We start from the raw sequence: 14207 nt of genomic DNA, 5'->3' as shown, positions 1-14207 counted from the left end.
AATACATCGAGTACTACAATACCAAACGTATAAAAGTGAAACTAAAAGGCCTGACTCCGATAGAATATCGAACTCAGGCCTTGAAAGCCGCTTAACAGAAATGTCCAACTTTACGGGGTCACTTCATGATTAGGGGCTTTGAACAAATATCATTGAGTCACTTTCGAGCTTATAGCTGCGCTATCAAGGTTATAGCTAAGCTATCAAGGTTATAGCTAAGCTATCAAGGTTATAGCTAAGCTATCAAGGTTATTGCTCGGCTATCAAGATTATAATTCGGCTATCAAAGTTATTGCTCAGTTTCTCCGATAAGCTCTTGCACCGGAGATGCTGGTTTGTTTTGAGCAAAACCGCGCAGGCCAACAACATGTACGTGTTCGTGGTCTTTGAAGACCTTACGAACCAGTTTGTAGGTTGTACCTTTCTCTGGGCTAATGTTTTCAGGTGCTGCAATCAGAAGTTGCATACCCAAACGGTCACACAGTTCAAACAGCGTAGAGATCGACTTAGAATCCAAACGTGCAGCTTCATCAAGGAACAACAAACGACATGGAACGATGTCTTTACTGCGAAGTCGACGAGATTCCTCTTCCCAGCTCTGAATAACCATCAATAGGATTGACTGACCCGTACCGATCGCCTCACCCGTAGACAATGCGCCCGATTCAGCTTGTAACCAACCGTCTGAACCACGGTTAACTTCAACACTCAGCTCTAGGTAGTTACGGTAATCCAGTAGCTCTTCACCAAGAACTTGTGGAGAACGTTGACCCATATCGATATGCGGGTTCACTCGTTGGAACAACTTCGCCATCGCTTCTGAGAAGGTAAAGCGCGTTGATTCAAACAAGTCTTTGTGTTGCTCTTGTTGAGTCGCTAGCCCTGATAGCAAGATCTCGTGGCTTTCACGGATCTTAACGTTCAGACGTACGCCTTTAACCTGACCAAAGTAAATGTTAGACAAACCTTGGTTCAGCATTCGAATACGGTTCTGCTCGCGCTGAATCGTTTTCTTGATGATGCTTGCTACTGACTCAGAGCTGATTGCCAGGCGATTTTCACGCTGCGTCAATTCTTCTGTTAGTCGAGCTAGCTCAACTTCCATCTCTTCGATTGCTTCAACCGGATCATCCGTGTGAATGATGTCTTGGCGAATACGCTCACGAAGGTGTTGGTAAACAGCAATGTAGAACAGAACTTTACGCTCTGGATGCGCGTTGTCTTCAGATAAACGCAGCGAATCACGCAGGTCGTCATTGTCGGCTACCGCCAGACGTAGCGCACCCAGTGATTTATCCGACATAGAGCGAAGCTCGCCCGCCGTTAGATAAGCCAGTTCACGTTTGTGTAGACGACGTTCAACGTCATTCTCACGAGCTAAGCGAAGTACTGAACACCAGCCTGCTTTCGCTGCAACAACGAAGGTACGAAGCTCTGTGTACTCTTTCTGAACTTTCTTAAGACGCTTAGCCAAGGCTTTCATCTCAAGTTCAGTTGACGTAATCGTACGCTCGTATTCGCTCTTACGGCTGCGAGATGTGTGCAAACGCTCTTGAAGCTCGTCACGACGACGTACAGCACGCTCTTCAGCGCCTTCATCAGCATTGACACCAAACTCTTGTAGCTCTTGCTTGAACTCTTGAACCGTTTCTTGCTTCGCTTGATGTGAGCTCTTCAGTGCTGCCAATACTTGGTTGTATTGGTTCATCTGTTCGCGAGCTTGCTTGAAGCCATCACGGCCTTTAGTTCGAGCTTGTTCAGCTTGAACCAATTTCGCTTTTAATTGCTCGCTCAGTTCGCTGCTCTTGTTTAGAAGATCAACAGAATCCGCATAGGCAAAGTAGTGACGACGTTCAATCAAGTCAGACAGAGCAAACACTTTACCTTTCAGGCTTTGTAGAGCTTGGTCAGCTTGTTGGTATTGTGCTTCTAGTGTCTCGAACTGTTCAGGGTCTGCGTCTAGTGCAGAAACAATCTGCTCTAACGAAGCAAGTGCTTTGCCATGGTTGTTCAAGTACGACTTAGCTTCGCTCAAGCGCTCTAGTTGCGCTTCTAATTCAGCGAGGCGTTCAGCCAATGTTTCGTCTTCTAAAATACGAACCATTGGGGCTAATTTGTCTAGCGCACCCAACGCTTGTTTACTCTGTTGTAGCTGACTACGTTGCTGTTGCTCTTTAGAATTTAATTCAGCCAAAGAACGTACAATCTGGTTACGCTTGTCACGAATAGACACTAGTGCCTGTTCAGGGTCAGCGTTAAATGCAACGTGTAGGTACTTAGCAACAAAGCTATTGAATGCTTGGTATAGGCGATTCAGCTTTTGTGCATCAAACGCCGCTTTCGCGTGGTTTTCCACAACAACATCACGCTCTTCACGCAATTTCTCTAATCGTTGTTCACGAGCCGCACGGCCAAACAGAGGAATCTCAGGGAAACGAGAGTAACGCATTTGGCGATCGTTCAGCTGAACACACACCGCGCCCTCTAACTCATCAGCATTGAATGAGCTGTCATCAAATGCATCGACATCGCCTTCAAGGATGTAAAGGTCATCTGGACAATCATCAAGATCCACCAGCTTCTCTTTAATACCATCAAGATCTGACACAACAATCGCATGACGAGCCGGGCCGTACATCGCACTGAAATACGGTGCATCACCAATGGTAATGTCGTCATATATTTCAGAAAGCAGAACGCCACCAAGCGTATCCGCTAAACCTTTCAAACGAGGATCGTTAGAGCCACCCGGAGAAGCTAAGCGTTCAATCTCTTGCTCAAGTTCAGAACGACGCGTCGCCAATTGATCTTTCGCTACCGCTTGAGACTTTTCGTCTTCAAGCACTTGCTGCATTTGAGTCATTACTGCTTGGCTATCTTCTAGCTCAGCATCTGTTTGATCTCTTAGGGCTTCAAGTGCGTCGTTCGCTGTGATCCACGCTGGAGCAATAGACTCAAGTTTTTGAATCTCTTGGTCGTGGTTTTGTTGCACACGACGTTGCTCACTCTTCGCTTCACGCAGCTCTTCTTGAGCGTACTCAAGAGACTCGATCTGCATTGCATGGCGTTCACGTTCTTCATCGAAAACCGCTTCGTCAGTCAGTGAGATGTTGTGTTGCTTTTGGTATTCAGTCGCAAGCTCTTTTGCTTGACGCTGCTGCGCCACATCACGAGCCATGTCGCGGTGCTGAGCACGCCACTGTTGTTCGTTTTCAACAACGTGTTTTGCGTTACGGCCTTTTTCTAACGCTTGCTTAGCACTGTTAGACGCTTCTTTACGCTCAACGTCACCAACGATGCTTTTAACAAGAGCGAGCGCTTTGTCGAACTGCGCAGACGCAGCAGAAGACATGTCTAGTTTATGCTTAGTCGACAGTAAAGTTTGAGTGCTTGATTCTTCTTGTGCTTTTAGCTCAGAAACCAGAGTTAATGCGCTTTCTGCAGTAATAGACTCATCACCAAGTAGCTGCTTAGTTTTCTCTAATGCTTGAACCGCTTGCTGGTATTGAAGTGCACGAGTCTGCTGAACATCCAACGCTTGTTGGTAGTCAGCAAGCTGAGTTTTCAGGCTATCCACTTCTTCTTCAGTAATGGTTGCCTGCTCTTCAGCAAGAAGTACTCGCTCTTGAGCTTCTTCAACTACCATCATCTGTTCTTCTAGACGCTCATTAAGCTCTTCTAAATCTTCACTGTAGCGAGCAATTTTCTCTTGCTGACGCAGTGCAGTTTGAACCAATTGAAGATGATCCGAAGCCGCTTGATAATCTTGCTCTAGTGCCGATTCTTGATCGACCAACAGCTCTAGTTCTTCTTGAACGCGGTTCAACAAGTTGTTTTGATCAAGCAAGGTTTCGCGAGAACCAAACAGTTCACCACGGAATTTCATAGTTTGATCAAGCTTGTTGCGACGATCGTTGGCATGGCGCATGTAATCTGCTGCCACGTAGTTCGTAGATTCAGTGATCAAGTGCTTGAACAAGTCACGATCCGACTGGGTCGTTTTGATCGCTTCTAGCGTCATGCGGTTTTCGCGTAGTGCTGATTCCATGTCTTGGAATGCTTTCTTCACGCCACCATTTTGCGGTAGAAGGTAATCACGCAGAGAACGCGTAATCGCACTAGAAATACCACCGTAAAGTGATGCTTCAATTAAGCGGTAGAACTTAGAACGGTCGCTGCTGTTACGCAATTTCTTCGGTACTACACCGTATTCAAACATCTGTGAGTGGTAATCAACAATCGAAGAAAACGCTTTAAAGTGCGCGCCTTCGTATTGTGCAACCGCCGCTTTTACGTCGTTTAACTGACACACGCGAGCATGGCTGTCTGAAACGTTCTGAATCAACACATCCGTTGGTTTTACATGGCTTGGAAGGCCTTGGATTACGAACGGTTTGATGTCTACTTTCTTATCACGACCCGCTACTTGCTGCAGTTTTACTGCGAACAATAGACGCTGATTACGAGAGTTCACAACATCTAGCGCGGCATAACATGCGCCCGGCTGAAGCTTACCGTAAAGGCCTTTATCACGAGATGACTGTGAACTGCCCGCTTCCGTTGTGTTACGGAAATGCAGAAGGCTTTGGTCAGGGATCAGCGCTGTGATGAATGCCGCCATTGTGGTCGACTTACCTGCACCGTTACCGCCAGAAAGCGTTGTAACCAACCCATCAATATCAAAAGTACGCGCAAAAAAGCCGTTCCAGTTGATCATGGTTAATGATTGATACTTACCTCTTTCAATCATGCTTCACCTTCTACTTTTGTTTGTTCGCCATCGTTTGACTCAAGGTCAAAGCCGGCTTGATCGTTAAAAATGTCTTGTTGACCGTTTTCATCTACGTCTAGGTCTAGTTCTGATACAGCTTCCGCTTGTTCTTCATTCAACAAACTACCTTGATTAGGCTCTTGGGTATGAACCACAGCTTCACCATCACGGATAAGACGTAATTGCGCTTCTTTCATGTCGTCGCCAACACGAACGTCAGCGCCAAAGCGGAATACCGCTTCGCTGATACGGAACTTGCCGGTTTCACCAATCGCAATCAGCATGCCGATACGGCGTAAACGACGCAAAGAAGTACGTACTTTTTCAAAGAGCTTTTCTTTGTCTAAGTCAGAACCAGATGCGCGGTTCGTTGCTAGCTTCATGAGCTTTTTCTCATCCGCTAACGACATCAATTCATCAAACAGTTCTTGATTGGTGAAGATACCTTCATGAGCAAGACGTTCTGGGCTTAGGTATAAGAAACACAACACCTTACCAACCAGCATGTCTAGCTCAGACAACACACTACGGCCAATCAGAGACGTAGAACGCGGACGCAGGTAGAAGAAACCCTCCGGCGCTTTTACCAGTTCCGTATTGTAGCGTTGGTAAAAATGCTGAAGTTCCACTTCGAAATCAGAAAGCAACGCGTGGTTGTCTAGATCTTCTGTTGAAACATGCTTACCTGAACGCAGCATGCTATCTAGCGCAGGGAACAACGGGTTCGCTATCGCTTTTACCAGTTTCTCTGGCATGTAATCATCAGTACTTGTTAATGACATTTGCTTGTACCTTTGCACCGAAATCGTTGATTGCCTGCCAATCCGGCTGAATAGCCTGATAGTCAGACGCTGAGTAACCTAAGCGCACGGCTTGGTCGACAACAATTCTGGCTAAATCAAAATGGTGTGTGCGAGGGTGTGCTGCGAGGTAATCGCGTAACACAAGGCCAAGGTCAATTGGCGCGCCTTGCTGTTTGTGAGCTTTTAACATCTCTGCAATTCGTTCTGAAAGCAGATCATTCACTTGCTCAAATTCTTCGTACTCAACGTCGATTGGCGCTTGTCCCATCACTTCATCATCACGAAGCACGAGCGCTTCATCACGAAGATCGGTCAGCTTCTCAGCATCGGCGTAAGTCAATAACCAAGGCGCATCAAAGTAGTCTGTGACTGACTGACGCAAGCGCTGGCTAAAGGCACGGTTTTTATCCATATCGATAGCGGTACGGATAAATTTGTGAACGTGGCGGTCATAGCCGATCCACAAGTCGATTGCTTGCTGACCCCAACTGGTGATTCGGTCAAGCTTCATTTGCAAACCGAACAGGGTTTCGCCAACGAACTCGAGTTCATCGTCACCGTAAACAATTTCTTGAATATCGAGGATCTGTGTTTGCAGTTCATCACCCGCCGCTTGCAAGGTATCTTGCAATTCTTTTAGCGTCGCAGAAGTTTCAGATAGCAAAGCTTCACAGTTATTAATCGCTTCTCGCCAGTCCTTATTTAAAAGGTCGGCAATTTGCTGCTTAACGGTTTGTTGCTGCTCATCCATAACACGTTGGTTAAGATCAATCTGATCGAAAATTTCACCAACTGAATATTTGAGCACGCCGTAAACGTTCTTTTTCCAATGCCCTGGTGTTCCGCCCTTCTGCGCAGCTTCAATGGCTTTTGCCATCTCATCGGCAACCATAGAAAGCTGAATAGACAGTTTTAATTTAGAGAACTGACGGTGACGTAAGTAATAATCCGAGATACCAACGGCCAACGGTGATAAGCGGTAGATGCTCGCACCATCGGTGATTTCACTGGTAAAGCGGCTGATCAACTTCTGTTTAACTAGCTCATTGATGGCATTGTTGGCACGAAACGCAGACGCTTCGCCAGTATCTTCAAACAGTCGAGTGACAATGGTAAATGCATCGTGCAGTTCACCTTCGCCCAACTCTTCATCGAACCTTTCATTGCTTAGTACTGCGATAGCAATCAAAAATGCTAAGCGCTCTGGTGGCAAGTTTAATGAAAAATCATGCTGCTTGACCCAGCCCACCAACTCATCAATTGGCTGCTCTTCGGCAGTTTGAGTCATTTCACTCATTGTGGTTCCTGTTACTGTTCTTCGTCATATCGAACGTATTAGATATGACGCCTATTTCTTTATGACGCGGGCTTATTACGATTGCATAGCGCATGTTGTGGCTTCTTTTACCACATTCACCGCTGTTATTGCGCAGGTTTTTGAGCCCAAACGTGAATATAACGGCCTAGCGACAGATATGGCTCTTGGCGACATAGCTGTTTTTCTAGTTCCAATACATCTTCAAATTGGTAATCGCCCATGTACTCCATATTACCTATGTAGTCACTGAAGGAACGAATGCCTGATTTACCACAGATTTCTAGACCGGCGTCTTCTATCCATTGATAAACCTCTTCTGGCTTCAAGCCTTTTTGTGGTTGCAGCTTAAACCGTTTTCGATGTGGCATCCCATTCAATACATGAGGAATGTTGCCACAAATCACATTTTTCAGGACTAATCCGTGGTGGTTGTAAAACATTATCGAGGCAACACCACCGGGTTTTACTTGTTCCAGTAATAAATCAAGCGCCTCTTTAGGATCTGCGAGCCATTCCATTACCGCATGAAACATCACAAAATCGACTTTTTCATCGAGATGTTCTGCGACTTTTTGTACCGGAGAATGGATGAATCGATACTGATCTAACAAACCCGCCTCGCTGATACTTTCTTCTGCTAGCTTCAGCATTTCAGAAGAGAGGTCACAAAGAGAAACGTTATGCCCAAGCGACGCAATTTTTTGCGACATCTGCGCAAGGCCGCCTCCAGCATCAAGCACATGCAGCGGCGAAGCTGATTGCTCAAATTTGCTCAAAGCTTGTTCTAAATCTTCCCATACGATGCTCTGACGGATCTCTCCTTTGTCAGAGCCGTAAATATTTTTTGCAAATTTGTGGGCAATATCGTCGAAATTACGGTCTTCAGTCACGGCTACTTGAGTTATTATGTCCTATCGTGCCTGCTATTCTGTCACAGGAATTTCAGGAATAAAGAGGCGATGTCTCTTTTTACTACTAAGTGATGTTTTTTCGGACTATTCGGATATGTTTGAGCTGAAAAAAGTAGTGTCTTCGTTACTGATGCCACTGCCAGCAATGTTAATTCTCGCTTTTCTGGGTTTAGCCCTAGTGATGTTTACTACCAAAAGGAAGACGGGTTGCCTAATCACCCTTTCAGCCCTATGTGGTATTTTCCTAATCGCTTTCCAGCCAGTTTCTAGTCAACTTTTAATGCCAATGGAAAGGCAACACACCGCTTTTTTACCTGTCGATGAAACCGTCGATTACGTGATGGTTCTCGGAAGTGGTCACGTCGTAGACGACCAAATCCCACCAACATCAGAGCTTAGTCGCACCGGTCTAATGCGTTTAAGTGAAGGGATTCGTATTCTACGCCTTTACCCTGGTGCAAAACTCATTTTGTCTGGCTATGGCGCAGGCACTGAAGTGAGCAACGCAAGGATGATGGCTAAAGTGGCTCTAGCTCTTGGTGTAGCAAAGCCCGATATCATCCTGCTTGAAACAGCCAAAGACACCTGGGAAGAAGCACGACAAGCGGCAGCGTTTGTTAAGAATAAAAGAATGGTACTGGTAACTTCCGCTAGCCATATGACTCGCGCATTGAATGAATTCCATGCAGCTGGCATGAAGCCATTACCAGCCCCAACCAATTACCTTGCACAAGAAGGGATTGTTGAACCTTGGAATAAGTACATGCCTAAAGCTCTTTACCTTGAGCAAACTGAGCGTTACTGGCACGAAACAATGGGGTTGATGTGGCAAAGCCTGCGTGATTGGCTTGATACAAGCAATGACACCGTTGAAGAACCCATTGTTGTTCCTGAAACATCTCGCTTAGTTGAAGATGACGGTGGTATTTCTGCGGCGCAGCCTCAATAAACTCAACCGAATCAGTAAACTGAATTTTATCAGTAGACATAGTCTTACCTGTAGAAATAGTCTTATCTGTAGACTCGGCCAGAGAGGCAAGACTGATTAACCAAGTAATTTGCAGGTTTCCAGTTCATAAACAATAAAAGCTAAGCAATAAAAAAGCCGAGACATCAATGATGTCTCGGCTTTTTACGTTTAAATATCGTTGTTGACTGGTCATCCCGAAGGAAATCAATCACCAGCGAACATGTAACCTTCACCGTGAACCGTTACAAAAATTTGTGGATTCTTAGGGTCAAACTCCATCTTCGCACGCATACGACGGATTAACACATCGATAGTTCGATCGTTTGGAGCATCCACTCGGTGACTGATCATATTCAGAATACGTTCACGACTTAATACCTGGTTAGGATAAGAAGAGAGCGCAACCAACAGTTCATATTCAGCTTTAGTCAGTTTTACCGGTTCGCCGTTTTTGCTTAGCGCACGACGAGGGATATCAAACGTCCACTCACCAAAACGAACCACAGATTCGTCTTCAGTCTCTTCAACCTTACCTGCTGCTGTTTTACGAGCGGCAGAAATGCGCCAAAGTAGGTTTTTAACTCGAACCAATAACTCGCGAAGTTCGAAGGGTTTAGTAACGTAATCGTCAGCGCCCATTTCAAGGCCAACGATTTTGTCGATGCTATCCGTGCGTCCAGTAACTAAAATAATTCCAATGTCTGATTGACTGCGTAATTCGCGAGTTAGCATCAATCCATCTTCGCCTGGTAAGTTGATGTCCAGCATAATGAGGTCAACGTTGTTTTCTTCTAACACGTTTCTCATTTGAGCGCCGCTTTCTGCTTCGCTTACTGTGTAACCTTCGTTCTGGAAGTATCCGACCAGTTTACTGCGGGTTACCACATCATCTTCTACGACTAATACGTGATAGCTCATCTACACCACTTTTCTTATTTAATAGTTTCAGTGACTATTCTATTCATAACTCGTAACAATTCTAGTGGTACACAAGATAAAAGCCAGAAACATGGATCTTTTTTGATACAAGACAATCTTAAACCTTGCTATTTATCGTCCATCGCAATTCAATATAGGCATTACTACTAACGAGTAACTTTGCGTTTCGCAAATAACCTTGTTATTCAGCCTTGGTGTGCTTATACACTAGTGACTTCAAGATGCATATAAGTAACACCACAAGACTAAATCAGGATCTAAGAAATGAAAGATACGAAAGCGTTCAACGAGCAAAGAGCAGAAATATACTGGTGGCTATCAAGCTTATTCGCTAAAGAGATCACTCAAGAAGAACTCGATCACTACCACTCTGTTGAAATTCGTTCTTTCCTAACTGGTTTAGGCGAAAATGAAACACTAAAGCCAGCGATCGATAGCCTAGTGGATGCGCTAAACCGCCTACAAACGCGTGAAGATGCTCAACTAGAATTGTCTGCAGACTTCTGTGACTTATTCTTAAAAACAGATAAGCATGGCGCACTTCCTTACGCTTCTATGTATATCGGTGAGACTGGCCTTTTGAATGATAAGCCAGCAAAAGATATGGAAGAGATCATGGCTAAGCACAACTTAGTGGTGAACCAAGACCTAAAAGAACCAGCTGACCATATCGCTATCGAACTCGACTTCCTTGGCAATTTGATCATCCGTTCTAATGAAACGGAACTTGAAGAAGAGCTAGAAAAATCGTTCATTGTTCAACAGCAATTTATCGAGCAACAACTTCTTACTTGGGTACCAAAGTTCAACGTTAAATGTCATGACGTTGACGAATTCGGTTTCTACGCATCAGTCTCATCTCTGCTACTTGCATTCTGCAAATTGGACACCCAATACCTCGCTGGTGAATAAGCTTATTGGATGACTCGTTAAATAAATTCAGAAGAATGTGACAATTCACCCGGATTTCCGGGTGAATTTTATTGCGAGTAATTTCTAGTCAGTCTAAAATTGTGACCGCAAACGATAAAATATGAAACATTCACGAAATGCTATGCTTATTATAGTTTTGAGCATTTCGGTGTTAAGACAAGCCGCTCAATAGCGGTTTTTTGTTTTTTAGCACTTTAGTACCCAAAGAGCCCTACAAATTTAAGCTCTTAGTTAGGTAGCTTAACGGCTACTTCATTCCGTACTTTGGGAAAGTAGCTTCTAATAGGATAAAACCATGGCCACTATAAAAGATGTCGCTCGCTTAGCAGGCGTATCAACAACAACCGTTTCTCACGTAATCAACAAAACTCGCTTTGTTGCAGAAGCGACGCAAGAAAAAGTAAATAAAGCCGTAGACGAACTGAACTATGCACCAAGTGCCGTTGCTCGTAGTTTGAAGTGCAATACAACCCGCACTATCGGCATGCTAGTTACTCAATCAACTAACCTATTCTTCTCTGAAGTTATCGATGGTGTTGAAAGCTACTGCTACCGTCAAGGTTACACTTTGATCCTGTGTAATACGGGCGGTATCTATGAGAAGCAACGTGACTACATTCGAATGCTTGCAGAGAAACGTGTAGATGGCATCTTAGTTATGTGTTCTGACCTAACTGAAGAACTGAGAGGCATGTTAGACCGTCACGCTGACATCCCTAAAGTGATTATGGATTGGGGCCCTGAGAGTTCTCAAGCAGATAAGATCATCGACAACTCTGAGGAAGGTGGTTACCTAGCGACCAAATACCTCATTGATCACGGTCACTCCAAGATTGCTTGTTTAAGTGGCCACTTAGACAAAGCGGCATGTGTTGAACGCATCGCGGGTTACAAACGCGCACTCAACGAAGCTAAGATTGCTGCCGATGATAACATGATCATTGAAGGTAACTTCGAGTGTGATACTGCGGTTCTTGCGGCAGAGAAAATCATTAAGATGGTAGATCGCCCAACGGCAGTATTCTGTTTTAACGACACGATGGCACTCGGCCTAATGAGCAGACTGCAAGAGAAAGGAATTCGTATCCCTGAAGATATTTCAGTGATCGGCTATGACAACATCGAGTTGGCTGAATACTTCTCTCCGCCGTTAACAACGGTTCACCAACCCAAACGTCGTGTTGGTAAGAACGCTTTCGAAATTTTGTTAGAACGCATTAAAGATAAAGACCATGAAAAGCGTGTGTTCGAAATGCATCCTGAAATTGTTGAGCGAAGCACAGTTAAAACGTTAAATTAATTGATAAATTCAGTTTAATATAATTAAGCGCACCTTTAGGTGCGCTTTTTTTATCAACAACATGAATGAACCTGGTATCATACTGGAAAGATCATTAATTGAAGCAATATCACATTTTGAAATAACAAGTGTGAGCCTCATTCAACAAAAACTTTATTCTATTCAATCAGTCACGCACAGGGCAAATCACTTGAAAGAGTGAGACGCAAAGCTTCCGGCCTAAACCACTCGTTGGTATGGTAGCGGGGTTACCGATGGCAAAATGCAGTAACTACTAATAATTTAGTAATTTACGGCTAATTGACAATTTAATTGCAACATTTTGCTAATCTCTCGGACCTGCTTATTTGGTGGCGTAGTTCAAATACACCGAGATAAATAACATGGATAAACCGATACTAAAGGATTCAATGAAATTATTTGAATCCCTAGGAAAAATAAAATCACGCTCGATGTTTGGTGGCTTCGGTCTTTTTGCTGATGACACTATGTTTGCTCTGGTTGTAAATGACCAGTTGCACATACGAGCAGACAAATGCACAACGAAACAGTTCGAACAACAAGGGTTTCAACCGTACGTCTACAAAAAACGTGGTTTCCCTGTCGTTACTAAATATTTCGCTTTACCCGAAGGCCTGTGGCAAGACCAAGAGAAAATCTTGCAGCTTGCAACGACGTCTCTGGGTTTTGCTAAAGAAGAAAAAGCTGAGCAATCTTCAGCTAAGCCTACTCGACTCAAAGATCTGCCCAACCTTCGACTCGCCACTGAGCGTATGTTGAAAAAAGCAGGGATCGATTCCGTAGAACGTTTATATGAATCTGGCTCTGTAAACGCATTTAACGCCATCAAAGAATCACATGCGTCTTCTGTCAGTATTGAACTACTTTGGGCGTTAGAAGGCGCGATCAATGGCACACATTGGTCTGTTATACCGCAGCAGCGTCGTGAAGAGCTTATCAATCGCGTCAATTAACATTGTCAGTGCAAATTATCTATATAACTAAGCCGCATTTACTGCGGCTTTTTTTATATCTGCTGAAAGTTAATCTATGCTTTGCCTGTCTATCTATACTAATGGTATACATTGAAAATTTAGAGGAAGTATCAATGAGTAAGAAAATGATATTGGGTATTGTGTTGGTCGTAACCATCGTCTTGTTAGGCGTCAATTTCGGCCAATACCTAACGCTTGAAAATGCCAAGGCCCAACAAGCCGTTTTAAATGACTACATTGATAGCAACTTCATTGCTGCCGCTGCTATCTATTTTATCGCGTATGTAATGATTACTGCTTTCTCAATTCCTGGTGCTGCTGTTGTGACCCTGTTAGGGGCCGCGCTATTTGGCTTCTGGAACAGCTTGCTGCTGGTCTCTTTCGCCAGTGCCATTGGTGCAACCCTCGCATTTCTAAGTAGCCGTTATCTGTTACGTGACTGGATTCAAACCAAGTTTGGTGACAAATTAGCAACGATTAACAAGGGCGTTGAAAAAGACGGAGCATTTTACTTATTTTCTCTGCGTCTGATTCCTGTCTTCCCGTTTTTCCTTATCAATCTGTTGATGGGTCTAACACCGATGTCAGTGAGTCGTTACTACATTACGAGTCAAATAGGGATGTTACCGGGTACTGCTGTTTTCTTGAATGCTGGTACTCAACTCGCGGAAATTGATTCACTTTCGGGTATCGTGTCCCCTTCAGTACTATTGTCATTTGCCTTACTGGGTGTATTCCCAATCATTGCTAAATGGTTGATGAATAAATTTCGCTCAGCACCTGTGGCTGAATAACGTATATCACTGAATAACGTATACTTATAATAGCTAAATAACGCATATAGCCAGATAAGGTTCTATCTCAATGAAAATCTTCAGTGCATCGAATCCGACAGAAGCCCACATCATCTGTGGATTACTAGAAAGTGTGAATATTGCGTGTGAAGTTCGTGGTGAAGGGTTGTTCGGATTGAAAGGGGAAATCCCATTCACTGAAGAAACTGACCCTTACGTATGGTTATATGAGCCAGAATTGGCCAGTAAAGCTCGCATGCTCGTAAATGACTACCAAAAGCAGCAAGATTCGATCATCTATGAAGAGTGGCGTTGTGGTGAGTGTCATGAAGTCAACGAAGCGCAATTCGGCTCTTGCTGGCAGTGCGGTGCTGCTTCACCTGAATAGCAAGGTTTCAGTGACCTTATAGAACGATTCGGTCAGATACCTCCTCCAAATAAAAACGGGAAGCTAAAGTTAGCTTCCCGTTTTT

General features: G+C 44.2%; 12 protein-coding genes and 1 riboswitch. Of the genes, 7 read left to right on the top strand and 5 right to left on the bottom strand.

Annotated features, from left to right (window positions below; translation table 11 throughout):
- Positions 1–95 (top strand): IS3 family transposase (locus L3V36_RS19260; RefSeq protein ID WP_133146159.1); only part of this gene is annotated, 95 nt, incomplete at its 5' end.
- Between the two features lie 194 nt (positions 96–289).
- Here L3V36_RS19260 and mukB read toward each other — a convergent pair.
- From mukB to cmoM, 4 genes are all read right to left on the bottom strand, one after another.
- Positions 290–4750, bottom strand: coding sequence for a chromosome partition protein MukB (gene mukB / locus L3V36_RS19255; RefSeq protein ID WP_208775292.1), 4461 nt, complete (start codon positions 4748–4750; stop codon positions 290–292).
- Entirely contained in the window at positions 4747–5553 is an 807-nt protein-coding gene (mukE, locus tag L3V36_RS19250; protein WP_017085861.1) for a chromosome partition protein MukE, read from the bottom strand. Before mukE ends, mukB begins: the two co-directional genes overlap by 4 nt.
- Positions 5534–6871 carry a chromosome partition protein MukF gene (gene mukF, locus L3V36_RS19245; protein ID WP_017083938.1) on the bottom strand — a complete coding sequence of 446 codons (1338 nt, stop codon included), beginning with the start codon at positions 6869–6871 and terminating at the stop codon, positions 5534–5536. The genes mukE and mukF overlap by 20 nt, the downstream gene beginning before the upstream one ends.
- Positions 6872–6996: 125 nt before the next feature.
- Positions 6997–7782: a tRNA uridine 5-oxyacetic acid(34) methyltransferase CmoM gene (gene cmoM / locus L3V36_RS19240; protein WP_208775290.1), complete on the bottom strand. Its 786-nt coding sequence runs from the start codon at positions 7780–7782 to the stop codon at positions 6997–6999.
- 115 nt (positions 7783–7897) lie between these two features.
- On the opposite strand from cmoM, the gene elyC reads away from it, so the two are divergent.
- Positions 7898–8752 carry an envelope biogenesis factor ElyC gene (elyC, locus tag L3V36_RS19235; protein ID WP_029222038.1) on the top strand — a complete coding sequence of 285 codons (855 nt, stop codon included), beginning with the start codon at positions 7898–7900 and terminating at the stop codon, positions 8750–8752.
- Positions 8753–8977: 225 nt separating this feature from the next.
- Here the strand turns inward: elyC and torR are convergent, their stop codons facing one another.
- On the bottom strand, positions 8978–9691 hold the full coding sequence (torR, locus tag L3V36_RS19230; RefSeq protein WP_004736453.1) for a two-component system response regulator TorR: 714 nt from the start codon (positions 9689–9691) through the stop codon (positions 8978–8980).
- 285 nt (positions 9692–9976) lie between these two features.
- On the opposite strand from torR, the gene torD reads away from it, so the two are divergent.
- The 5 genes from torD to L3V36_RS19205 all read left to right on the top strand — a co-directional run bounded on the left by torD (position 9977) and on the right by L3V36_RS19205 (position 14122).
- Entirely contained in the window at positions 9977–10624 is a 648-nt protein-coding gene (gene torD, locus L3V36_RS19225) for a molecular chaperone TorD (protein WP_004736450.1), read from the top strand.
- A gap of 316 nt (positions 10625–10940) precedes the next feature.
- Complete coding sequence (gene purR, locus L3V36_RS19220) at positions 10941–11945, top strand: HTH-type transcriptional repressor PurR (RefSeq protein ID WP_017078168.1); 1005 nt, start codon at positions 10941–10943, stop codon at positions 11943–11945.
- 170 nt (positions 11946–12115) lie between these two features.
- Positions 12116–12201: riboswitch (cyclic di-GMP riboswitch) on the top strand.
- A 127-nt stretch (positions 12202–12328) separates the two neighbouring features.
- Entirely contained in the window at positions 12329–12919 is a 591-nt protein-coding gene (locus L3V36_RS19215) for a TfoX/Sxy family DNA transformation protein (RefSeq protein WP_004736448.1), read from the top strand.
- A gap of 134 nt (positions 12920–13053) precedes the next feature.
- A complete protein-coding gene (locus tag L3V36_RS19210) occupies positions 13054–13734 on the top strand; it encodes a TVP38/TMEM64 family protein (RefSeq protein ID WP_102447643.1) in 681 nt (226 codons plus the stop codon).
- A gap of 70 nt (positions 13735–13804) precedes the next feature.
- Positions 13805–14122, top strand: a complete 318-nt coding sequence (locus tag L3V36_RS19205) for a DUF2007 domain-containing protein (RefSeq protein ID WP_102447642.1) — start codon at positions 13805–13807, stop codon at positions 14120–14122.
- The last annotated feature ends 85 nt before the right edge of the window (positions 14123–14207 follow it).

It is taken from the genome of Vibrio sp. G-C-1 (genome assembly GCF_021728015.1).
Taxonomy (GTDB): Bacteria; Pseudomonadota; Gammaproteobacteria; order Enterobacterales; family Vibrionaceae; genus Vibrio; species Vibrio splendidus.
The sequence above is the reverse complement of the archived record's forward strand: the minus strand, read 5'-3'. Positions and strand labels throughout refer to the sequence as shown.

Bases quoted from the DNA above. Each gene is read 5' to 3' on its own strand.
- mukB (WP_208775292.1), bottom strand. From the start codon at position 4,750: ATGATTGAAAGAGGTAAGTATCAATCATTAACCATGATCAACTGGAAC.
- mukE (WP_017085861.1), bottom strand. From the start codon at position 5,553: ATGTCATTAACAAGTACTGATGATTACATGCCAGAGAAACTGGTAAAA.
- mukF (WP_017083938.1), bottom strand. From the start codon at position 6,871: ATGAGTGAAATGACTCAAACTGCCGAAGAGCAGCCAATTGATGAGTTG.
- elyC (WP_029222038.1), top strand. From the start codon at position 7,898: ATGTTTGAGCTGAAAAAAGTAGTGTCTTCGTTACTGATGCCACTGCCA.
- torR (WP_004736453.1), bottom strand. From the start codon at position 9,691: ATGAGCTATCACGTATTAGTCGTAGAAGATGATGTGGTAACCCGCAGT.
- torD (WP_004736450.1), top strand. From the start codon at position 9,977: ATGAAAGATACGAAAGCGTTCAACGAGCAAAGAGCAGAAATATACTGG.
- purR (WP_017078168.1), top strand. From the start codon at position 10,941: ATGGCCACTATAAAAGATGTCGCTCGCTTAGCAGGCGTATCAACAACA.
- L3V36_RS19215 (WP_004736448.1), top strand. From the start codon at position 12,329: ATGGATAAACCGATACTAAAGGATTCAATGAAATTATTTGAATCCCTA.
- L3V36_RS19210 (WP_102447643.1), top strand. From the start codon at position 13,054: ATGAGTAAGAAAATGATATTGGGTATTGTGTTGGTCGTAACCATCGTC.
- L3V36_RS19205 (WP_102447642.1), top strand. From the start codon at position 13,805: ATGAAAATCTTCAGTGCATCGAATCCGACAGAAGCCCACATCATCTGT.